We start from the raw sequence: 22,377 nt of genomic DNA on the forward strand, positions 1-22,377 counted from the left end.
ACACGAATCCTCGGCTTAACGAAAACCTCGGCATAATCGCTATGCGCTCGAAGCTGTTTCGGTTGGATCGGGTGGCCTTGCCGGCCACGTTCCCACAGCGCCATGCGTAGCGGGATCATGACGAGCTCGGTGTGCATGGTGGTCTGCGCGTGCCAGGCCACGATGCGTTGCGAGTACACGTCGAGGATGAAAGCGACGTAGACCCAGCCCGCCCATGATCGGACATATGTGAAATCCATCACCCAGGTGTGATCTGGATGTGGGGCCGTGAAGTCTCGGTTCAGGAGGTCGCCGGCACGGTTGCCATCCTTGCCGGGGATCGTGGTCCGGATGCCCTTCGCCCGGGTGATGCCTTGCAGACCCAGAGCCCGCATGGCCCGGTCCACCGCGCCACGTGAGGCGTCAGCGATGGCGGTGCGGCGGATCAGCGCGGTCATCTTCTTGCGGCCATACAAGCCCTCCGGCGTCATCCGGCGGCGCGTCGTCCCGTCGGGCAGCACCTCGGCGCGCCAGGCGGCGTCACGGACGGCGTCGACGACGAGCGCATCGGTCACAGTCCGGAGGGACACGCGGCCTTGCCGCCAGGCCCGGTAGGTGCGCGCAGCGACCTTCACGCCCTGCTCTCGCAGGACGCGGATGATCGACTCGACTGCATGCCCCTCGGATCTCATCTGGTCGATGAATCCCATGATCAGCGGTTGCGGGGGTCGAGTTCCCCCACGAAGAAAGTTGTCGCTGCTTTCAGGATCGCGACGTCGTCACGCAGCTTGCGGTTCTCGGCCTTGAGCCGGCGGATCTCTGCGTGTTCCTCGCTGGTCTGCCCGTCTCGGTCTCCCGCGTCGATATCGGCTTGCACAACCCACCGGCGCAACGATTCCGCACCGACGCCTTCCTGACGGGCGACGGCTGCAATGGCCTTCGCGGTCGAGGGGTACTCGGCCCGGTGCTCGCGCACGAGCCTGACTGCGCGCTCACGGAGCGCGGCATCGATCTTCTTCGGCATGATGACATCCAATCAACTCAAAAGGATGCGGCACCAAACCTGGGACGGTTCAAGTCGCTGAAGCGGCATCAGAGATCGTCTGGAGGCCCCAGAACCGCCCTATGGGGTGGCGCTGGGGCCTCGCTGCGCAGCGTGCCTGCCCTCCATCCCAGCACTTGCGACGCCCGATCGTTGCAACCTGGGTCGCGCATGGGGGTGGCTGGACGCAGTGAACTGTCTCAAAAATCCATCCACATACGGACACGCTTCAACTGCGGCAGGAGGAGCGTGGCTGACGCGCATCCTGTGACCTATGGACGGCGATGCAGGGTGGGTGCATGATTATGCGCATCGAAGCGTTCTCTTCAGAGTGGAGGAGTTGTGAAGCTAAATTCAGGTGTCAGCGGCAGAAATCGATACGGTCGGTTCATTGCCGGTGTAGCGATCGCGGGATTTCTGATTGTGTATGCGCCAGTTGCTGCCAGCGCTGGTGATGCATCGTCCAGTTGGGGTGACTACACGATCAACAGCGTTCAATATCGAAACCAAGCGACCATCTCGACAGTTTCAGGACGGGCGTCAGCCTGGACGAACGTCGGCACTACGTCTGGATGCGCGCCTTCTGGATGGATGGGACTGAGGGCCCGTCTCTTCAACTCAGCAGGTTCGCTCATCCAAGAGAGCACCATTGCTTACAATTCGGGTTGCACGTCCCTGATGGATCGTGTGACGACGCGATACGCCAGCGGAACGTGGCGTTCTTACGGTGTCACTTGAGGGATGGACGGGATCGTCGTATAGCCCTTCCTACACCTATCAATCACCCAACCAGAGTTCATAAGGGGGAGACGTGAAACACACAACAATTGGGAAGGTCGTCGCGGGAACGACGCTCGCCCTCGCTCTCGGTGTTCTCGGAGGAGCAGCGGTCGCCGCGGGCCCTGTGCTTTTCTCACCACAAGGCTTGAGCGCGGAACTTGGAATCGAAACCGCCCCTATGCCTGAGCCGACATACTCGGTCAACAGCAGTGGTGAGACGTTTGGATCTGCAACCGAGGCACGCTCGCCCAAAGAAGAGCCAGCGTTGATCCAAGCTGAAGCAACGAACGGCAAAGCTGGTTATGTTCGAAAGGCCGAGCTCGACGCAGTGAACGGAGCCGATGCCATGGATTCGTTCAAGTCTCCTGAGGATGCTCTGGCATGGCAGACCGCGAATCAGGGCAAAGAATTTACCATTCCGGTATATCTACAGGACGGCGTCACTGTGATCGGTGAGTTCCTTGTAACCAACGAACAGCCAAGACAGTAGACCAGTCTGCATCGTGCCGATGAGGTCTCGGGACACAAGTAGGGTTACGGCGGACCATCTCTCGGCGTGTCGTGCACCTACTCATCGCGGGCCGAAGGGCTGTCGGAAACGATCGTTTACGGCAGCACCTCTGTGGCCGCAGCGCTGTTCTGATAGGCGGCCCTCAATGAGAGGATCAGCGGTTGCCTTTTCTGAGACGTGAGGTTGGTCAACCAGCGGGCTTAGTTGTTGTTCAGACGTTCTTGGATCTGCTCCATTTGCTCTATTTCCGATCGCTGGCCGGTGGTGATGTCTTCGCAGAGGGCAGTCAGTTCTGGGTCGGTCAGGCTGGCCTCGCGGCACATGAGGATTGCGCCGGAGTGGTGCGGGATCATGGATTTGATGAACTGTTGGTCGTCAGTGGCTGCCTGTGTTCGAGTCGCCGTGAACGATCCGACTGCCAGCAAGGCGAACACGACGAGCATCGCCACATTGGCCTTCTTGTTCGCGTACATGCTACGCATGGCCAGGAGCATGATGATTCCCATTGGAGCCCACATCGTGAGCGTCATGTAGAGCATATTCAGGTTGTTTCGGAAGTCGCCCCAGCCGTCGATCATGGTGAACATGGCAGCGTACATGATGAGCAAGCTCAGGGCCATCATGATCCAGAACATCAGGTAAGGCCGCCCCCGGCTGTGGTGCTCGTGGTCGGGTGCGTGTGGTGAGTCGGACATTGGTTCCATCCCTCGGGGCGGCGCCTATAAGTTGGCTCAGTCGGCTGTCTGCGGGTGTCCGTAGCGGTGCGGATCGGCGTCGAAGGCGTCGGCGCAACCGGTGGAGCAGAACCAGAACGTGGTTCCGTCGTATTCGCGTCTCGCGGCCGCCGTGGCCGGGTCAACTTTCATGCCGCAGACCGGGTCGGTGACGAGGGCCTTCTCGTCGGACCTGGGCTCGTTGGGGTATGTCATTGGACGGCCCCCGGGGTTCGCTGTTGAGTGTCAGAATGCTCCGAGGAGTGCGGCGCACGCTTCCTCGCAGCGACGGCATGCTTCAGCGCACACGCGGCAGTGCTCATGCATTCCGGCGTGCCGTTCGCACTCGTCCGCGCAACTCGCGCAGGCCATGCGGCAGGCGTCGAGAGTGGCTCGTGTGAGGTTGGCGTCGTACCCGGTGTGGCGAGAGAGGACGCGCGCCGTGGTTTCGCAGAGGTCGGCGCAGTCCATGTTGGTGCGGATGCATTTGGTCAGTTCAGTGACCATGTCTTCGCTGAGGCAGGCATCGGCGCAGGCGGTGCATGCTTGCGCGCATTCCAGACACGCCTCGATACAGGTGGTGAGTTTCTGCTGGTCGATTCCGCCCAGGTCCTTGGGATAGGTGCGGAGCATTTCTCCGGCAATAGTCATGATGGGCTCCTTTCGTGGAGTCCTCGAAACTACGCTCACGCCCGCGATCCCATGAGGCCCTTGAATACCCTTGTGGGGCATGGTAGCGCCGCACCGGGTTGAAGGCAGCGTGCTGTCCGCGTGTGATCACGCCGACGCTTCAGGCGAACCTGTCTCCCCTCCTGCCAGCCTCGCCCTGGCCTGTTCGCGTTCCGCGCGCAATTCCTTCTCGATTCGCGCGCGGGCTTTCCGCTCGTCGCGGTCTGCATGGATGATGGCACGAATGACGATCCAGAAGACCGCTGAGATGCCGATGGTCGGGATCAGCGACCAGATCACGTTGGTCCAGTAATCATCGAGGATCATGGTGTGCTCCTCGTGGTTCCCTCCACGCGAGCGCAATCCCGACGATGGTCGTGATGACGGCCGCTTCGAGACTCGCGACCGTGTATGTCCAGAACGTGCCACCGGCGCCGCCCGACTGCGCATCCAAAAGCAGGTGCACAGTGGCGAGCAGCGGTCCCACCACGAGCAGGACACGGCCAAGACGCACCAACTGTCGATGGGTGCGCTCCGAAGTGCGCGCTGGTCGTGGCCGCTGGTGTGACAGGTGTATTCGGTGCAGATGTGGTAGCGGGGTGTGGCGGTGTGCAGGCATGTGATTCATCCGAGCATCGCCACGATGAGGAAGTAGATCGCCACGGTGAGCGCGACGACCAGGACGGTGGCAGAAGCGATGAAGAAGGTCATGTTGCGGAAGGGGTTTCGAGGTCTGTCCATGCGCGGTGTCCTTGATGATTGTCGTCAGTCCGCGGGGCGGGCTGGGGCGAGGATGGTGGTGTCGTCGGGAGTGACTTCGACGATTCCGCGGTCGTCGACGAGAACGAGCCGCTCCGAGTCGATGACACTGAAGGCCTGCGCGGCGCCCTGCAGTGTTTGCATGCGTCGCCAGCGACCGTCAGGGCCGTACGACCAGAGAACGCCGTCGGTGCCGACGCCGGCGAGTGTGCCATCCGTGCCGGCGTCGATTGTGTAGAGCACGGGCGCGCCCAACACAGGAGCGAAGGACGCTCCGTTGTCTGTGCTGATGAGGACGCCTTCCTCAGTTGCCGCATAGAGGCCGTCTGTGGTGGCGGCGAGGTCTGCGGCGGAGAACGATGCCTTGGGTAGCCAGTTGCGTCCTTCATCGTCGCTGGCGAGGAGTTCGACTTCGGTGGTGGCGAATCCGTAGAGCATGCCGTCAGGGGCGGCGGTGAGGACATGGAAGTCGGCGCTGCTTCATGGCTTGCGACCATGAGGTGCGCGAGGTTCACCACGCAGCAGGCAGACGGACGATCAGCGAGTACGCCCGTCAGGCGCAGCGGTGGACCTGACGTATCAACCCGGCCTACCGGGAGGGCGCGGAGATCGTCTAGGAAAGCCGCCGAATGTGCGCGTCGCGGCGCGAATCACGCGACACCGCACGAGTTACGGGCTCAAGGACCGGAGTGAGGGCGCACACACCACGGCACGACTCGCACGGCATGGCGCCGGTGCAAGAAGCGTGCGGATGCCGCCGGTACTGCGTGGGGGTGATTCCGAAGCGCTTGCGGAACCATACTGCCGCAACTCGCGCGTCGTTCCATCCGACTTGCCGGGATGCATCGGCGATCGGCAGGTCGGTTTCCTCGATCAGTCGCGTGAACTCCGTCAGGCGGGTCTCGATGAGGAACCGCATGGGGGCGACACCGACCTGCTGGGTGAAAACGCGTGTGAGATGGGCGCGGGAGACGGCCACCTCCGCGGCGAGCCTGCCGACCGTCCACGGCTCGGTCATGCGCGAGCGCAGCAGGACGACCGAGCGGCGCACGGGGCGAGCGATTGGCGGCTGCGCGAGCCGGCCGCGCACCGGGAGGACGAACCTCTCGGGCACGGCGCCGTCGTCGGCGAGCAGCGTCGGTAGGGCAATCTCGACGGCGCGGGAGAACAGAGAGATCAGTCGGGTGGTCGCGACCTCCGGTGGCGCGGTCTCGTTCACGAGGCTGATCTGGCGCCACAGCGGTTCGATGCGGTGCAGGATGTCCACGCCAGGCTGCAGCACGAGTGCCGAGCCGTCCCAGGCGTCAGGATGCACGCCCGGACGGACGCGCGTGGTGTCGGCGAGCACCCATCGCATGTGGGAGCGGAGGAAGGACTCGTCGAAGTAGAGCGTCCATAGCCGCACAGTCGGGTCTGGGCGCACTGAGCACCACATGCCGGCCCCGAGAGCCATCGCGTAGCCCGGTGTCAACTCGTGGATGCCTGTGGCTGTCTCAATGCGTGCGGCGCCCTCGAGGACGTGGACGATCTTGGCGTGCCCAAACACGGCGCGGTGGATGCGTTCGGCGCGCACGCTCTCCACCGCCGACAACGGCGGACCGGCCGGCCGGCCAATAACGTAGCCGCGGCCGGTATCGTCACGATCCCGCAGGGGTGGGACCGCATCCCGTCCGATCAATGGCGCCGTCACGCGTTCATCGACACGACCAGTTCCGTGGCCTCCGGAAGGTTGCGCCGTGGTCACGCCCGATAGCCGATGACAGTGGTCATGCCGGTTTCGGCGTGGTAGATGTTGTGGCAGTGGGCGACCCAGAGACCTGGGTTGTCAGCGTCGAAGTCGACGGTGAGGGTCTGCTTGGGCAGGATGATCGACGTGTCTTTCCGCGGGCCGCCACCTTCATGCTGGTAGGTGTGACCGTGTAGATGGAATGGGTGCCACATCTCGGTGTCATTAGTGATCGTGAACCGGACGCGTTCGCCTTCGCGGATCTCGTGCGCGCCGTCGAGGGGCTGATTCATATCGAACCGTCGCCCGTCGATGCCCCAGTCGTATTCGGCCATACCTCCGGTGAGAGTGATCGCCACGGTCCGATCAGGCTGCCGTGAGGACAGCGCAACGCTGCTATCTGACGTCAGCAGCTGTGCGGTCCCGATCCGGCTGCTAGTGAGCTCCGGGATGCTCACATCGGCCGTCGGTGCTGCCGCGGCGCTGCCGGTGCGGATGACGGCGAAACCGCGATCGCGTTTGCCCTCGGCCTGAGCGATGAGGGGGAACGCGCCGTCATCCAGGGTAATGATCGCGTCGTAGCGTTCGCCCATACCGATGAGGATGCTGTCGACTTCGACCGGTTCCACGGGGAATCCGTCGGTATGGGTGATGGTGAGCGTGTGACCGCCGATGGCGAGGCGGAACGCGGTGTCGCTGCCGGCGTTGATGATCCGCAGCCGCACCTTCTCGCCGGCCCGCCCGGTGAACTGGGTCGGGTCGGCGGGGGGCTTCCCATTGACGAGGTAGAGGGGATAGTAGACGTCGCCGGCGTCGCCGCCGAGCAGGTCGGAGGTGGCGCCCATGAGGGTGTTGCCCATCCGCATGAACATGTCGCCCTTCCCGCCCATGTCGCCCATCCCGGCGGACAGCTCGTCAAGGACGTCGTCGGGGGTGGCGGTGACGCCGTCGAGCCAGTCGTCGAGGATGATGACCCACTCGTCCTCGTACCCGCCGGGCTCGGCGGGGTCCTCGACGATCAGCGCCCCGTACAGGCCACGGTCCAGCTGCACCCCGACGTGGGGGTGGAACCAGTAGGTGCCGGGATCGGGCGCGATGAACTCGTAGTCGAAACTGGCCCCGGCCTTGATGGGCTGCTGGGTGACCGGCGGGACGCCGTCCATGTCGTTGCGCAGCGCGAGCCCGTGCCAGTGCACGGAGGTGTCCGCCTCGAGCTGGTTCCGGACGGTGGCCTTCAGAGTGTCTCCGGCGCCGAGACGGATCACGGGCGCCGGAACAGACCCGAACGCCCAGGTCGGCGCGGTCGCCCCGGCTAGGTCCAGCACGGTCGGGGCGGCGGTGAGGGTCGCGGTGGTGACCTTCCCGGTGCCGCCGCGGCGCCGCTCGGCGCCTTGGACCTGGGCGCCGTCGGGCTGCACCCAGTTCGCCGCCGGCGCGCAGGATGCCAGCGCGACCGTCGCGACGGCGCCAATGCTGACGCCGAGGAACCCTCGCCGAGTTAGGAGGAAGCGGGGGCGTGGGGCGGGCGACGGGTTCATCGTTGTTTCCTTTCCGGCCGGGAGCGCGGGCCGTGGTTTTCGTCAGGGAGGCCGTCCGGGTCGGACGTCGCATGATCGGCGGAGGCTCGTGGGGCACGATTGCCGGTTGCCGTGACGGCCGAGGGCTCTGAGCGCCTGGATCCGATGGCGAGCAACGCCATTGCGATCAGCACGATCACGGTCCCGATCCAGCCCCACAGGCCCGGGTCCTCGCGCAGGATCAGCAGCGACAGCAGGATCCCGAAGACCGGCACGAGCAGCGTCCACGCGGCGAGGAGGTCGAGCCGGGCACGTCCGATCTCGGTGAACCAGGCGACCGTGGTGGCGGCGGTGCCGACCAGTGATAGGAACAGCAGGGTGAGGATGAACCGGATGTTCCAGTCGATCGTGGGCGGCCCTTCTGTGACGGCTGCGGTGCCGGCGAGGATCGCACCTCCGATGAGCAGCTGAGCTGCCGCCACGATTCGGACGTCTGCGTGCACGATCCGGCCGATGAGGGTGCCGGCGGTGATCGCGGCGGCGGAGGTCAGTGAGAGCCACGCTCCGGTGCCGAGCCCGGAGGGAAGGACGATGATGAGTAGGCCGGTGAAGCCCAGGCCGATCGCGGCGATCGCGGCGGGGGTGGGACGCTCGCGGTAGAGCCACCACGCGGGCAGCAGGATCAGGATTGGCTGCGCGTTGGCGAGCACCGAGGCGATCCCGGTCGACAGTCCGGTCGCGGCGACGAACATCGTCGCGAATGCCAGGGCGATGTTCACCAGTCCGAGGCAGCCGATCAGTGCCCATGTCTTCGGGTCGCGGGGAAGAGGTGCCCGCTGGATGCCGGCGACGGTTGCGAGCGCGACCCCGGCGATGAGGGCTCTCAGTGCCGCGAGCCACAGCGGCGGGGCGTCTTGCAGGCCGACGGTGATCGCGACGAAGCACGACCCCCAGGCGAGCGTGACCCACAGCATCCGCAGCGGTCGGGGGTGCCCGTGCCGGCTGGCGTCCGCGAGGGGGCGGACGACGGTGTTCACGACGACTCTCGCGTGTCGGTCCCGCTGTCGCCCCCGTGGCGTCGATGATTCGAGTCGTGGGCGCCGGTGTGGTGGCGGTGGCCGAACAGGTGCATGGCGGCCATGCCGATGATCGCGACGTAGGGCAGCACTGCGACGACGTGGGGAAGGTGGTCGATGAACAGGTAGATCGCGATCCCGAGCACGGAGATCCCGATGATCAGCCACGCCGTCACAGGCATCCGTCGCCGCGGGTCGCCTTCGCCGGGATGGTCGGCGGGCGGTTGGTGGTCACCGGTCATGGTCGGGCTCCTCCGCCGGTGTGAGGAAGTCCTGGCGCATGCCGAGGCTCTCGTCGGTGAGGCGGATCGAGGTCGCGGCGTCGGGGACGGTGCCCGTCAGCGCGCGGATCGCGTCGATCGTCTCGGGCACGACGATGGCCTCGTTGTAGACCTGGTAGGCGAGGTAGGCCTCGCTGCCGTTCACGGTGACCAGGTCCTCCCACACGGCGACCTCCCACATGTCTCCCCGGGGGCGGCCGAGATCGCGCATCAGCTCGACGGTGGAGTTGAGGGCGACCAGGCCATCGGACATCCGGATGAACGCGATGCGGGGCGCGGCGCGCAGGGCGTCCAGCACCTCGTCGCGGGTCGCCTCCCGGGTCAGTTGTAGCGTCCAGTAGTGGCTGTGGGTCTGCGTGTGGGCGCCTTTGGCGGCGATGGTGACGACATCGAGTCCGGGGAGCACGGTCTGTGCGTCGGGGCCCTGATGAGAGGGGATGGTCGGTTCTGGGACCATCGTGTTCATGATCCCGCCGAGGTGCGATTCCCACGGGTCGGTGGCGCGGCGGATGAGCACCCCACGGGCGCGCAGCAGGAGTCCGGCCGCATCCAGCGCGCCGAGGATCCGCACGATGCTGGTGGTGTTGCAGGAGACCACCCGGGTGCTGTCCCTGCCGATGGCGCTGGCGTAGTTGGCTTGGGCGACGAAGGAGTGGCCGGTGGTGGAGTGGGACTCGCCGCCTTGGAGCACTGCCTTGACGCCGAGGGCGCGGTAGCGCTCCAGGTTTCCCGCTGCCACATGCTTGGGGGTGGTGTCGACGACGACGTCGCACTGCGCGAGAAGGTCGTCGAGCACTCCCTGTGCGGGCACGTCGGCGCCCCGCATGGCCTGCTGCGCCTCGATGGTGGAGGCGAACACGGGCAGGCGGTTCGCTGCGGACTTGATCCGCCAGTCGGTGGCGATGTCCGCGACGCCGACCAGGTCCATGTCCGACTGCAGCAGGACCGCGTCGGCGACGCGCTTGCCGATGACGCCGTAGCCGTTGACGCCGACTCGAATGGTGTTCATGTGCGTGCCTTTCTGATGAGGGATGGGAGCCGCGGCGGTCATCGCCGTCGCCGCGTGGTCCAGAGCAGGTAGCCGCCGAGTGCGGTGACCACGCTCGCGCCGGCGCCGATCATGACGCCTTCCCGCGAGCGCCATCTCGTGTTCCCGCTGACGAGTTCGCCGATGCCGTTGATCAGGGCGGCGGTGATCATGCCGGCGATCAGGCGATTGCCGATCCGTTCAGCCCGTCCCACGAGCGGTTCCAGTTCGGCCGCGCGCAGGTGCACCTCGAGGCCGCCGTTCTCCAGCACCCGCCGGAGCTGCTTGAGTGTTCCGGGCAGCTCGAGCAGCAGTGCTCCGGCATCCGCGGATGCCTGTGCCCAGCGTTTCGCCAGGGCGGGGAGGGAGAACTGTCGCTGCACGATCCGCTCCGAGAAGGGGGTGAGCGCCTGCAGCATCTCGAACTCGGGGTCGAGCCGTGCCGCCAGTGCCTCGCCCATCATCAGGACCTTGAACAGCAGAGCGATCTGCTGCGGCAGCTGGAGGTGGTGGTGTCGCAGCAGGGCGAGCAGCTCTCCGAGCAGGTGGCTGAGGTTAATGTCGGACAGGGGGCGTCCGAGATACCGCGACACGAAGACGTCCAGGGAGCGGCCTAGCTCGCCGCGGTCGGAGGTGTTCTTGGTGATCGAGAGCGCGAGCAGGGCGGTGGCGAGCGCGTTGGAGTCTCCGCGGGTGAAGGCGAGCAGCACGTCGGAGAGCTGCTCGGTGGCCTCTTCGTCGAGTTGGCCGACCATGCCGAAGTCGATGAGGGCGATGGATCCGTCGGTTTGGATGAACAGGTTGCCCGGGTGCGGGTCGGCGTGGAAGAAGCGGTTCTCGAACACCATGGTGAGGATGAGGTCTGCGCCTCGCCTGGCCAGCTGGTTCCGGTCGATGCCGGCCGCGTCCAGGGCGGGCAGGTCGTCGACTCGGATGCCGTGCATCCGTTCCAGGGTCAGCACGCGTGACGTGGTCGTCTCCCAGAACACCTGGGGGACGGCGACGTCGGGTGAGTCGGCGAAGTCGGCGGCGAACCGCTCCGCGTTCCGGCCCTCCTGCAGATAGTCGAGCTCGGCGCGCAGCGTGCGGGAGAACTCCTCGACGATGCCCGGCAGGTTGTACTGGCGGGCGGCATCCCACCGCTTGTCGGCGCGCTCGGCGAGGTTCTGCAGGATCTCCAGGTCTTCGTGGATCTGGGCGACCGCGCCGGGTCGGCGGACCTTCACGACGACCTGGGTGCCGTCGTGAAGGGTCGCAGCGTATGCCTGCCCGATCGACGCGGCGGCCAGCGGTTGCGGGTCGAACTGTGCGAAGAGCTGTTCGGGGTCCGCGCCGAGCTCCTCGCGGATCACCGCCTTCATCGGCTCCCAGGCCTCGGGCGGCGCGGCGTCCTGAAGCTTGACCAACTCGGCGAGGTAAGCGGCGGGCAGCAGGTCGTTGCGGGTGGACAGCAGCTGGCCGAGTTTGATGAAGGTCGGTCCGAGCTCCTCGAGGGCGAGTCGGAGGTGTTCCGGACTGGTGTAGGGCTCGTCCCGGCGCGCATGCCCGAGAACGCCTTTGTTGAAGGGAATCCACTTCTCCAGCCCGAGCAGCCCGAGGCCGAGCCCGAGTCCGTGGTGCTCGAGGATGGTGGCGATGCGCCGATACCGGCTCCGATGCGTGCTCATCAGTCGAGGCCTCCTTCGCGGTTGGTCGCGTCGCGGGCCGAGGTGCCCGGGCCGATCGCGAACGTCTTGGTCTGTCCGGCCGAGAGCGGCACGGCGACCGCGCCGACGCGCACGTGGATCGCGGGTGCTGAGCCGGCGTGCACGCGAAGCTCCAGGCTGCGGTCACGGAGCATCACGTCGACGAGGTGGCCGCGGTATCGGATCTGGAACCCGACCCGGGTGAGGTTCGGCGGCAGTCGGGGGGCGAAGACGAGCTCGTCGTCACCGAGGGCCATGCCGGCGAAGGAGCGGACGGGCAGGTCGATGGTGCCGGCCATCGCGCCGAGGTGGATCCCTTCGCGGGTGGTGCCGCCCTGGGAGTCGTCGAGATCGGCGATCAGCGCCTCGCGGAACGCGATCCAGGAGCGGGACGGGTCGATGCCGGCCAGGACGGAGGCGTTCACGACTCGGCTGAGCGTCGACCCGTTGGCGGTGCGCGCGAGGTAGTACTCGACCGTGCGGGTCAGGTCCTGCTCGGAGAACGGGTAGCCGAGCGTGGCGAGTTGCGCCCGGAGCCCGTCGTGACCGAGCAGGTAGACCAGCATGACGACGTCGGGCTGCTTGGCGAGCTTGTACCGGTTGGTGCTGTCGTTCTCGGACTCGAGGATGAGATCGAGCCGGCCGATGTTCCCGTACTCCTCGCGGTAGTGGTCCCAGTCCAGCTCCTGCAGGCTCTCGTAGCCGTCGAACTGGGTGAGGATGCCGTCGCGGTGGAACCCCACCGCCAGTCGTGTGCTGAGCCGGGCCCATCCCGCGATCTCCTCGTCGGTGACGCGGAGCCGGTCGCGGAGGCCCTCGCCGCGGTGCCCGTGGAGCAGGGCGAGTGTCCGGGCCGCTCGCGTGGCGACCCACGAGGCGAGGACGTTGGTGTACGTGTTGTCGCGCAGGCCGCTGCCGGGAGCGTCCGGGGCGCCGTCGTGGAACTCGTCGGGTCCCATCACCCCGGCGATGTGGAAGCGGTCGGTGGCAGTGTCGTGCTCGGCGAGCGAGGCGAACAGGCGGGCGACCTCGATGATGAGCTCGCCGCCGCGTTCGGCGAGCCACTCGAGGTCGCCGGTGGCCTGGTAGTGCTGCCAGGCGTTGTAGGCGATGGCGAGGCCGACGTGGCGTTGACGGTGGGAGTTGTCCGGCATCCACCGACCGGAGCGCGGGTTGTAGAGCGCCTCGGGCGTCTCCTCGCGACCGTCGCTGCCGCTCTGCCAGGGGAAGAGGGCTCCGCGGAGTCCGGCGGCGGTCGCCGCGGCGCGCGCGGCGTCCAGTCGCCGCCAGCGGTAGTCGATCAGCGCCCGGCTGATCTCGGGCGTGCGCAGAGCGATCACGGGCAGGACGAACACCTCGTCCCAGAAGACGTGCCCCCGATACCCCTCGCCGTGCAGGCCGCGGGCGGGCACCCCGGCGTCGAGCTCGACGGTGTGCGGCGAGAGGGTCTGGAGCAGGTGGAAGACGTGCAGGTTCAGGATGAGTCGGCTGTGCGTGTCGGCGTCCAGGGTGACCGCGAAGCGTTCCCAGAGTCGCCGCCACGCCGCCGCGTGGCGTTCCCGCAGCGCCTCGACGTCGCCACCGCGTTCGGTGAGCAGGGTCAGGGCGGCACCACCCGGCTCGCTGATGGCCCGATCGTGGGAGGTGTAGATCGCGGCCGTCTTGGTGAGGGTGACCGGTCGACCCTGCTCCAGAGGGATGCGCAGCTCCAGGGTGTGCTGCGATGGCGTGTCGATGCGGTGATCGGTCGCGCTGTCGGTTCCGGTGAGGGTCGAGCGGACGGCGGTGGCGATGTGGACCCGGCTCTGCCGGGTCCGCACCTCGCAGAGGGTGGTGTCGCCGACCTGGCGGAACGTCGGCTGCGTGAGGTGGGTGGCGTCCGATCCGAGATACGCGGCCACGTTGCTGTTGCGCACCCCGGCGTCGATCCCGGCGCGGAGGGTGACCGTGCCGCTCCAGTCGGGGGCGGTGAGCGTGGTTTCCAGCACGGCCAGGTGAGGCTCGTCCAGGGAGGTGAACGTCGTCTGCACGAAGTCGAGTCGATCCCCGTTCGGACCGGTGAGGACCGCGCGGCGGACGACCAGGCCGCGGCGCAGGTCGAGCTCGCGTCGTTCGCTGTGCGTCACGACCTGGCCGGTGGACAGCCACGGCCCGTCTCCGAGGCGGAGGTCCACCGGAAGCCAGTTGGGAGTGTTGACGAGATGCTCCTCCTCGAGCTCGCGCCCGTGGATGGTGCTCGCCAGCCGGTTGTACACGCCGGCGAGGTAGGTGCCGGGATAGTGGATGCCGTCGTCGTGGTGCTCGGGCCGGGCGCCCCGGGTGGCCAGGTAGCCGTTGCCCAGCGCGGTGAGCGCCTCCCGGTGCCCTTCGTGCGCGGGGTCGAAGCCGTCGTAGACCAGCTGCCACGGATCCGTGGTGGAGACGCCCAGGTCGAGCTCGGCGACATCGGCCAGGACGAGGTCGGCGCCCGCGGCCTCGAGCTGCTCCCGCGCTCCGGCGCGGTCGATGCCGACGACGAAGCCGAAGCCTCCGCGCCTCCCGGCCGCCACGCCGGCGACCGAGTCCTCGACGACCGCGGTGCGGGCCGCAGCGACACCCAGTCGCCGGGCTGCCTCGACGAACATGGCGGGATCCGGCTTGCCTTTCAGGTGATGCGAGAGCGCGATCCGGCCGTCCACCACGGTGTCGAAGCAGCCGGCCAGTCCTGCGGCGGCGAGCATCTGGTGCGCGTTCCGGCTCGCGGTGACCAGCCCGACCGGAACGGCCGCGCCCCGCAGGCGATGCAGCAGCGCCACGGTGCCCGGATAGACGCGCAGCCCGCGGGTGCCCAGCTCCGCCAGGAACAGCTCGTTCTTGCGCGCCGCGAGCCCCGCGATCGTCCACGCCGTTGGTGGGTCGTCGGGATCTCCGGCGTCCAGGGCGATCCCACGGGCCGTCAGGTACGCCGATACCCCGTCCTCGCGGGTTCGCCCATCCACATAGCGGCGGTAGTCGGCGACCGGGTCGAAGGTCGTCTCGGGGTCGTCCACCTGCACACGCGGGTCTCGCAGCACCTCGTCGAACAGCTGCTTCCACGCGGCGGCATGGATCGCGGCGGTGTTCGTGACCACGCCGTCCATGTCGAACAGCACCGCGTCGTAGACGGCATCGAGGTGGTGAGTCCCGTGCTCTGCCGACCGCGGAGTCATCGCGGCGCCTCGCGTCCGGTCATGAGGCGCCGCCGGGCGTCGACGCCGGGGCGAGGCTGCTCGCCTCTGCCGGGGCCGCGGGGGCCTGCTGGGCGGGCAGCCGGAGCCGCTTGAGCAGGAGCGCGTTGACGGCGACGATCACGCTGGAGCCGGACATGCTGATGGCGGCGATCTCCGGGGAGAGCATGATCCCGAACGCGGGGTAGAACACGCCGGCGGCGATCGGCAGCGCGATCGCGTTGTAGCCGATGGCCCAGCCGAGGTTCTGCCGCATCTTCCGCAGCGTGCCCTTCCCGATCTTCAGCGCGATCGCCACGTCCAGCGGGTCGGAGCGCATCAGGACGACATCGGCGGTCTCGATGGCGACGTCGGTGCCGGCGCCGATCGCGATGCCGAGGTCCGCCTGGGCGAGGGCGGGGGCGTCGTTGACGCCGTCGCCGACCATCGCGACCTTCTTGCCGGATGCCTGGAGCTCGGCGATCTTGGCGGACTTGTCCTCGGGGAGCACGTCGGCGATCACGGTGTCGATGCCCAGCAGCGAGGCGATGCGCTCGGCGGTGGGCTTGTTGTCGCCCGTGAGCATCGCCACCTCGATGCCGTGCTCGTGGAGTGCGTCGATCGCGGCTTTCGCGGTGTCGCGGGGGGCGTCGGCGAGGGCGATCACGCCGGCGATCTGCCCGTCGACGGCGAACATGATCGCGGTGCGGCCGCCGTCCGCGAGGGCCTGCTGCTGCGAGACGACCGGGCCGGTGTCGATGCCCTGCGCGGCCATCAGCCGGGCGTTGCCGAGCACCACCTGCTTCCCGTCCACGGTGGCGATCGCGCCCTGCCCGGTGACGTTGCGGAACGCGGACGCGGTGCGACGCGGGATGTTCCGGCTGTCGGCGTAGGTGACGATCGCCTTGGCCAGCGGGTGCTCCGACTCCCGCTCGAGCGCGGCGGCGAGGGCGAGTAGCTCCAGGTCGTCCATGCCGACGGGGATGTAGTCGGTGACCTCCGGCTCGCCCTTGGTGAGCGTGCCGGTCTTGTCCAGCACGACGGTGTCGATGTGCGCGGCGGTCTCGATGCCGGTGGCGTTCTTGAACAGGACACCACGCTTGGCGCCCAGGCCCGTGCCGACCATGATCGCGGTCGGGGTGGCGAGCCCGAGGGCGTCGGGGCAGGTGATGACGACGACGGTGATCGCGAACAGGATCGCCATCGGCAGCTCCGCCCCGGCGAGGAACCACACCAGGAAGGTCAGGGTGCCGCCGACGAGGGCGAGCAGGACGAGCCAGAACGCGGCCCGGTCGGCGAGGCGCTGGCCGGGGGCCTTGGAGTTCTGCGCCTCCTGCACCAGCTTCACGATCTGCGCCAGCGCGGTGTCCGCGCCGACCTTCGTGGCACGCACCCGGAGGGTGCCGACGGTGTTCACGGTCGCGCCGATCACCTCCGAGCCGGGCGCCTTCTCGACCGGCATGGACTCGCCGGTGACCATCGACTCGTCGATCTCGGACTCGCCGTCCTCGACGACGCCGTCGGTGGGGACTTTCGCGCCGGGGCGGATGAGCATGAGGTCGCCGGGGACGACCTCGGAGGTGGGGATCTCGACCTCCTCTCCGTCGCGGAGGACGACCGCGCGGGCGGGCGCGAGCTCCAGCAGCCGGCGGATGGCGTCGTTCGCGCCGCCCCGGGCGCGCATCTCGACCCAGTGGCCGAGCAGCACGAAGGTGGCCAGCACGGTGGCGGCTTCGTAGAACACCTCGCCGCCGCCGGTGAGGGTGATGACCAGGCTGTAGATCCAGCCGGCGCCGACACCGACCGCGACCAGCACCATCATGTCCAGGGTGCGGGCCCGCAGAGCCCGGTAGGCGCCGTCGAAGAAGATCCAGGCCGAGTAGAAGATCACCGGCAGCGACACGATCAGCATGAACACGTCGTCGCGCAGCCCGAACGGGGCCGGCACCTCGAAGCCGAGCACCTCCCGGCCGATCGGGGACCACAAGGTGATCGGGATCGACAGGATCAACGCGACCAGGAACCGGTTGCGCATGTCCCGGGTCATCGCCGCCATCGACATGCCGCCGTGATGCCCGCCGTGGCCCATCACATCCTGCGCGCTGCGGCCGGCCGGCTGAGCCCCGTGATCGTGCCCACCCTCGGTGGCCGGAGCGTGACCGGCATGCTCACCGGCGTCCACTGCGGAGTGGTCAGCGTGGTCCGCTGCCGGGTGCGGGTGCTCGTGCCCCGCCGGGGTGTCATGACCGGTGGAGACCGCGCGTCCCTCGTGCTCGGCGTGCTCCTGATAGCCGTCGTGCGCGTCATGCTCGGCGTGGGCATCGTGCTCGGCGTGGTCGTGGTGGTCGGCGTGCTCGTGAGGTTCGTGGGCGGGGTCGCAGATGTGGTCCGGGACGGACTGCCCGGCGCAGTGGTAGCCGCATTCGATCACCCACTGCTGCAGGTGCGCGACCGAGGTGGTCTGCGGGTCGTAGGTGACGGTCGCGGTCTGGGAGACCGGGTTCGCGTCGACGGACAGGACGCCCGGCTGGCGGGCGAGGTGGGCTTCGGTGACGTTCTTGGAGGTCGCGCGGATCATGCCGCTGACCTGCAGGGTCACGGTCTTGGTGTCGGTCATCGGATTTCCTTCGCGGTGGAGGGGCGGTTCAGGTCGGTGTCGGGGTGGGGCCAGCGCCAGTCGGCGACGGCGGGGATGTCGGTGCCGTGCTCGCGGGTGTGGGCGCGGGCGCGCAGGCGGGCGTCGACGAGTTCCTGCCGCAGCTGCGCGTGGGTCGCGGCAAGGCCCGGGACGTGGTCGAGGACGTCGATCGCGAGCCGGTAGCGGTCGAGGTCGTTGAGCATGACCATGTCGAACGGGGTCGTGGTGGTGCCCTTCTCCACGAAGCCGTGCACGTGCAGGTTCTGGTGCCCGGCGCGCTTGTAGGTGAGACGGTGGATCAGCCACGGGTAGCCGTGGTAGGCGAAGATCACCGGCTTGTCGGGGGTGAAGATCGCGTCGAACTCCCGGTCCGGCAGGCCGTGCGGGTGCTGGTCCTCGGATTGCAGACGGGTCAGGTCGACCACGTTCACGACCCGCACGGACAGGTCAGGGATGTGCTCGCGCAGCAACGCGGCCGCGGCGAGCACCTCGAGGGTGGGCACGTCGCCGGCGGCGGCGAGCACCACGTCCGGCTCGGCGCCCTCGGTCTCGGTGCCGGCCCAGGGCAGGATGCCCAGGCCCCGGGTGCAGTGCTCGATCGCCTCGTCCATGGTGAGCCACTGCGGGGCGGGCTGCTTTCCGGCGACGACGACGTTGATGTAGCCGGTGGAGCGCAGGCAGTGGTCGTAGGTGGACAGCAGCGTGTTCGCGTCGAACGGGAGGTAGACGCGGACGATGTCGGGGCTCTTGTTCAGGGCGAGGTCGATGAACCCGGGGTCCTGGTGGCTGAACCCGTTGTGGTCCTGCCGCCAGACGTGGCTGGAGAGCAGGTAGTTGAAGCTCGGCACCGGTTCCCGCCAGGGCACCTCGCTGGCGGCTTCGAGCCATTTGGCGTGCTGGTTGAACATCGAGTCGACGATGTGCGTGAACGCCTCGTAGCAGTTGAACAGGCCGTGCCGGCCGGTGAGGACGTACCCTTCGAGCCAGCCCTGGCACTGGTGCTCGCTGAGCACCTCCATCACCCGCCCGGTCGGCGCCAGATGCTCGTCCACCGGCAGCACGGTCGCGTTCCACTGCTTGCCGGTGGCCTCGAACACGGGCGGGGCGAGCCGGTTGGAGGCGGTCTCGTCGGGGCCGAAGATGCGGAAGTTGTCCGGGTTGTGCCGGATCACGTCGGCGAGCCATTCGCCGAGCATCCGGGTCGCCTCCGCCGTTCCCGTGCCTCGCGCCTCGGGGTCGACCGGGTGGGCGTGGTCGCGGAAGTCGCCCAGGCGCAGCGGGACGGTCAGCTGCCCGCCGTTCGCGACCGGGTTAGCGCTCATCCGCCGCGCTCCGGCCGGGGCGGCGGCGACCGTGGCGGGGAACGGGGCGCCGTCGGCGTCGAAGAGCTCGTCGGGCCGGTAGGAGGCCAGCCAGTCCTGGAGGATCTGCAGGTGCTCGGGGGTGTCGCGGACCTCGGCGAGCGGCACCTGGTGGGACCGCCAGGTGCCCTCCACGGGGAGCCCGTCGATCACCGGCGGGCAGGTCCAGCCTTTCGGGCTGCGCAGCACGATCGCTGGCCACGCCGGCCGGCCTTCCAGGGTGCCGGCCGCCGCGGCGGTCTTGATGTCCGCGATCCGGTCCAGCACCTCGTCCAGCACGCCGGCGAACCGGGCGTGGGACTCCCGCGGGTCCTCGCCGTCGAAGCCGACGGTGACCACGAACGGCTCGTGGCCGTAGCCGCGCAGCAGCGCGACCAGCTCGTCCTCGGGGATGCGGGACAGCACCGTCGGGTTGGCGATCTTGTACCCGTTCAGGTGCAGGATCGGTAGCACCACCCCGTCCGCGGCTGGGTTGAGGAACTTGTTGCCGTGCCACGCGGTCGCCAGCGGCCCGGTCTCGGCCTCCCCGTCGCCGATCACGCACGCGACCAGCAGGTCCGGGTTGTCGAACGCGGCGCCGTAGGCGTGGACGAGGGAATAGCCGAGCTCGCCGCCCTCGTTGATCGACCCGGGCGTGTCCGGGGACGCGTGCGAGGGGATGCCGCCGGGGAAGGAGAACTGCCGGAACAGCGCCTTGAGCCCCTCCTCGGTGCGGTCGATCCGCGGGTACAGCTCCGTGTAGGTGCCGTCCAGGTAGGCGTTGGCGACCATGCCCGGCCCGCCGTGCCCCGGCCCGGTCACGTACAGGGTGTTCAGATCCCGGTCGGTGATCGCCCGGTTGAGGTGGGCGTACAGGAAGTTCAGGCCCGGGGTGGTGCCCCAGTGCCCCAGTAGTCGAGGCTTGATGTGCTCCGCGGTGAGCGGGTCGCGCAGCAGCGGGTTGTCGAGCAGGTAGATCTGCCCGATGCTCAGGTAGTTCGCCGCCCGCCACCACGCATCCACCTCCTCCAGTCGTTCCGGGGTGACGGCGGTGGTGCGGTATGCCCAGCGGGCCGGTGCGGTGCTCATGGTCGGTCTCCTCGCGGTTCGCGGCCGAGGCCGCCGAATGTGGTCATGGTGATAGTAGTCATTGTGCGGTCCCTGCCGGGAGGACGACGGTGGTCTCGGTGCCGTGGATCCGGACGATGCCGCGGTCGTCGACGAGCACGACCGCCCCATCTGCGTTCCCGAGCGCCTGGACGGTGCCCGTGGCGGCACCGACGCTGTCCCAGGATCCGGTGCCGGTGAGTCGCCAGAGGGTGCCGTCGGTGTCGACGCCGACCAGCCCGCCCGTGGAGTCCGCCTCCACCAGGTAGAGCGGCGGCGCATCCGCGACGAGGTCGAAGGTGGCGCCCGCATCCCGGCTCTCCTGCAGGCCCTGCCGCGTCGCGGCGTAGAGGGTGCCGTCGGTGGTGACGGTCAGGTCGGCGGCGGGGAGCTCGGCGCCGTCGATCCAGGTGGTCCCGCCGTCGGTGCTGGTGTGGATGGTGATCGAGCTGGACCCGATCCCGTGGATCGCACCGTCTCCGGCGGTGAGGACGTGGAAGTCCTCCTGCCCGGTGAACGCGACCGGCTCCCAGGTGGTCCCGGCGTCGGTGCTTCGGATGAGTCCCAGGTTGTGCTCGCCGAGCTCCGCCGGGGTGTTCGGTCCCGGGTGCCCGGAGGCGTAGAGGACGTCGCCGTCGGCGGTCAGGCCCATCGCGTCGAAGTCCGCGCCTCCCAGGGGGCCGGAGAGGTCGCCGGTGTCGGTGAGGGTGTAGAGGCCTGCGTGGGCGCCCAGCAGCACGGTGCTCCCGCCGAGGTCGACGATGCCGTGCACATGACCGAGACCGGTATCCGGGGCGGGTGCCGAGGTGGCGGTCGGCGTGGAGGTGCAGCCGGTCAGCAGCAGGCCCGCAGCAGCGGCGACGGCAGCGGCCGTGATCGTGGTGGCGTTGCTGCTCATGCGATCGCCTGGATGAAGAGGATGGTCGCCGCGGACAGGATGATCAGGGCGAGGATGATGCCCACGAAGCACGCGGCCAGAGTCCGGGAAGTCATGATGGGCCTTTCGACGGGCCGGCGCTGTCGGTCAGGACGGATGCGCCGGGCCTCGGGCGGGGCCAGGTCAGGGGTGGTCGGCCCCGCCCGAGGGGTTCGGGTCAGAGGGTGGCGAGGATGTCCTGCATGGTGGTGATCTCGGCGGTCTGTCCGTCGATGATCTGCTGGGCGAGCGCGGCCACGTCCGGGTTCTCGCCGTTGTTCAGCACCATCTGGGCCATGGTGACGGCGCCCTGGTGGTGGCCGACCATGCCCTCGAGGAACAGCCGGGTCGCCTCGACCCCGGTGGCGGCGTCCAGGGCGGCCATGTCGTCGTCGGACATCATCCCGTCGCCGTGGTCCATGCCGCCCATCCCGCCCATCCCGCCCATGTCGGACATGGAGTCGTCGTAGGGGATTCCCCAGTCCTCGAGCCAGCCCTTCATGGTCTGGATCTCGGGGCCTTGGGCGGCTTTGATCTGCTCGGCGAGGGTCACGACCCGCTCGTCGATGCCGTCCTTGGCCAGGATCTGATCGGCCATCTCGATGGCCTGTTCGTGGTGCGGGATCATCATCGTGACGAACATCTCGTCAGCGGAGTTGAACGATGCCTGCTCGGAGGGGGCGGGGGTGCTGCTGGTCATGCCGCCGGGGCCGTGGTCCATGCCGGGCATGGATCCGTCGGTGGGCGCGCAGCCGGCGAGCACGAGCGCAGCGGCGAGCGCGGCGGTGCTCAGCGCGAGAATGCGGAAACGCATGGGTGGGTGTCCTTGTCTAGTCAGTCGAATGGTGAGTTGATTCCCGAGCCGTATGCGGGCACGGCGCAGCATCTCCCGGCACAGCGGCGACGGGAGGGCGGGGAATCAGGTTCGACTGATCGACAGGACGATGAGGGAAGGTGGTCGGGGGTGCGGTAACGCGGTGAGCACATTCCGCCCGTGCAGGCGTAGCAGGGCGAGGACGGTGCCCAGGCGGGCCAGCAGCGCCGGGGCGAGCAGCACGATGGTGGCGGCCAGCAGCGCCAGCACGCACGCCATCATCAGCATCGAATGGTCCGGCATTCCGCCCGAGTTGTCGCAGTCGCCCTCGCAGTGCCCGCCCGAAGCCTCGGTGCCTGTCCCGATGGTGTTCTCGAGCATGCTCCCGGTCGCGACGGTGCCGCCCAGGTCAGAGGCAGGCGCGGCATGGGCGGCTTCGGAGGCCGCTGCGGGGGTGTCGGCGTGCCCGCTGGTGAGCGTGCCGGTGAGGGTGTGCATGGCCAGCAGGCCGGCGATCAGCAGGAGCGCGGTCGCGAAGGTCAGCAGCAGCCGGTGCAGCCCGGATGGGGCGTGCACCAGGGTTCGGATGTGGTTCACCGCCGACCTCCTTCC

19 protein-coding genes and 1 pseudogene are annotated in these 22,377 nt (G+C 68.2%); 1 reads left to right on the plus strand and 19 read right to left on the minus strand.

What is annotated here, in order from left to right; genetic code table 11:
- A pseudogene (locus JF52_RS17110) lies at positions 1-1,003 on the minus strand (IS3 family transposase); the annotation flags it as partial.
- 829 nt (positions 1,004-1,832) lie between these two features.
- Between JF52_RS17110 and JF52_RS17370 the strand changes: the two are divergent.
- Positions 1,833-2,291, plus strand: a complete 459-nt coding sequence (locus JF52_RS17370) for a hypothetical protein (protein ID WP_152594929.1) — start codon at positions 1,833-1,835, stop codon at positions 2,289-2,291.
- A 221-nt stretch (positions 2,292-2,512) separates the two neighbouring features.
- On the opposite strand, the gene JF52_RS0116050 is transcribed toward JF52_RS17370, so the two are convergent.
- The 18 genes from JF52_RS0116050 to JF52_RS0116135 all read right to left on the minus strand — a co-directional run bounded on the left by JF52_RS0116050 (position 2,513) and on the right by JF52_RS0116135 (position 22,362).
- On the minus strand, positions 2,513-3,007 hold the full coding sequence (locus JF52_RS0116050) for a DUF305 domain-containing protein (RefSeq protein ID WP_033107637.1): 495 nt from the start codon (positions 3,005-3,007) through the stop codon (positions 2,513-2,515).
- A 36-nt stretch (positions 3,008-3,043) separates the two neighbouring features.
- Positions 3,044-3,241: a YHS domain-containing protein gene (locus JF52_RS0116055; protein ID WP_033107638.1), complete on the minus strand. Its 198-nt coding sequence runs from the start codon at positions 3,239-3,241 to the stop codon at positions 3,044-3,046.
- Positions 3,242-3,271: 30 nt separating this feature from the next.
- Entirely contained in the window at positions 3,272-3,676 is a 405-nt protein-coding gene (locus JF52_RS0116060) for a four-helix bundle copper-binding protein (RefSeq protein WP_033107639.1), read from the minus strand.
- Positions 3,677-3,802: 126 nt separating this feature from the next.
- Positions 3,803-4,021, minus strand: a complete 219-nt coding sequence (locus tag JF52_RS0116065) for a hypothetical protein (RefSeq protein WP_052167142.1) — start codon at positions 4,019-4,021, stop codon at positions 3,803-3,805.
- Positions 4,008-4,211, minus strand: a complete 204-nt coding sequence (locus JF52_RS17375) for a hypothetical protein (protein ID WP_152594930.1) — start codon at positions 4,209-4,211, stop codon at positions 4,008-4,010. Before JF52_RS17375 ends, JF52_RS0116065 begins: the two co-directional genes overlap by 14 nt.
- Before the next feature lie 248 nt (positions 4,212-4,459).
- Positions 4,460-4,891, minus strand: coding sequence for a beta propeller repeat protein (locus JF52_RS0116075; RefSeq protein WP_052167143.1), 432 nt, complete (start codon positions 4,889-4,891; stop codon positions 4,460-4,462).
- Positions 4,892-5,066: 175 nt separating this feature from the next.
- Positions 5,067-6,026, minus strand: coding sequence for a helix-turn-helix transcriptional regulator (locus JF52_RS16695; protein WP_052167144.1), 960 nt, complete (start codon positions 6,024-6,026; stop codon positions 5,067-5,069).
- 167 nt (positions 6,027-6,193) lie between these two features.
- Positions 6,194-7,717, minus strand: coding sequence for a multicopper oxidase family protein (locus tag JF52_RS0116085; protein WP_033107641.1), 1,524 nt, complete (start codon positions 7,715-7,717; stop codon positions 6,194-6,196).
- Positions 7,714-8,733 carry a DMT family transporter gene (locus JF52_RS0116090; protein ID WP_152594931.1) on the minus strand — a complete coding sequence of 340 codons (1,020 nt, stop codon included), beginning with the start codon at positions 8,731-8,733 and terminating at the stop codon, positions 7,714-7,716. The genes JF52_RS0116085 and JF52_RS0116090 overlap by 4 nt, the downstream gene beginning before the upstream one ends.
- Positions 8,730-9,014: a DUF2933 domain-containing protein gene (locus tag JF52_RS0116095; RefSeq protein ID WP_033107642.1), complete on the minus strand. Its 285-nt coding sequence runs from the start codon at positions 9,012-9,014 to the stop codon at positions 8,730-8,732. Before JF52_RS0116095 ends, JF52_RS0116090 begins: the two co-directional genes overlap by 4 nt.
- Positions 9,004-10,062, minus strand: coding sequence for a type II glyceraldehyde-3-phosphate dehydrogenase (locus tag JF52_RS0116100; RefSeq protein ID WP_033107657.1), 1,059 nt, complete (start codon positions 10,060-10,062; stop codon positions 9,004-9,006). The genes JF52_RS0116095 and JF52_RS0116100 overlap by 11 nt, the downstream gene beginning before the upstream one ends.
- A gap of 38 nt (positions 10,063-10,100) precedes the next feature.
- Entirely contained in the window at positions 10,101-11,747 is a 1,647-nt protein-coding gene (locus JF52_RS0116105) for an ABC1 kinase family protein (RefSeq protein ID WP_033107643.1), read from the minus strand.
- Positions 11,747-14,953: an HAD-IA family hydrolase gene (locus JF52_RS0116110; protein WP_052167145.1), complete on the minus strand. Its 3,207-nt coding sequence runs from the start codon at positions 14,951-14,953 to the stop codon at positions 11,747-11,749. The genes JF52_RS0116105 and JF52_RS0116110 overlap by 1 nt, the downstream gene beginning before the upstream one ends.
- Positions 14,954-14,972: 19 nt before the next feature.
- Entirely contained in the window at positions 14,973-17,567 is a 2,595-nt protein-coding gene (locus tag JF52_RS0116115) for a heavy metal translocating P-type ATPase (protein ID WP_033107644.1), read from the minus strand.
- Positions 17,564-20,017: a phosphoketolase family protein gene (locus tag JF52_RS0116120; RefSeq protein WP_033107645.1), complete on the minus strand. Its 2,454-nt coding sequence runs from the start codon at positions 20,015-20,017 to the stop codon at positions 17,564-17,566. Before JF52_RS0116120 ends, JF52_RS0116115 begins: the two co-directional genes overlap by 4 nt.
- 58 nt (positions 20,018-20,075) lie before the next feature.
- Entirely contained in the window at positions 20,076-20,933 is an 858-nt protein-coding gene (locus JF52_RS0116125; protein ID WP_033107646.1) for a F510_1955 family glycosylhydrolase, read from the minus strand.
- A 196-nt stretch (positions 20,934-21,129) separates the two neighbouring features.
- A complete protein-coding gene (locus tag JF52_RS0116130) occupies positions 21,130-21,765 on the minus strand; it encodes a DUF305 domain-containing protein (protein ID WP_021010670.1) in 636 nt (211 codons plus the stop codon).
- A 105-nt stretch (positions 21,766-21,870) separates the two neighbouring features.
- Positions 21,871-22,362, minus strand: a complete 492-nt coding sequence (locus JF52_RS0116135; protein ID WP_033107647.1) for a DUF6153 family protein — start codon at positions 22,360-22,362, stop codon at positions 21,871-21,873.
- Between the last annotated feature and the right edge of the window lie 15 nt (positions 22,363-22,377).

This window comes from Microbacterium profundi (assembly GCF_000763375.1).
In the GTDB taxonomy this organism is placed as follows: domain Bacteria; phylum Actinomycetota; class Actinomycetes; order Actinomycetales; family Microbacteriaceae; genus Microbacterium; species Microbacterium profundi.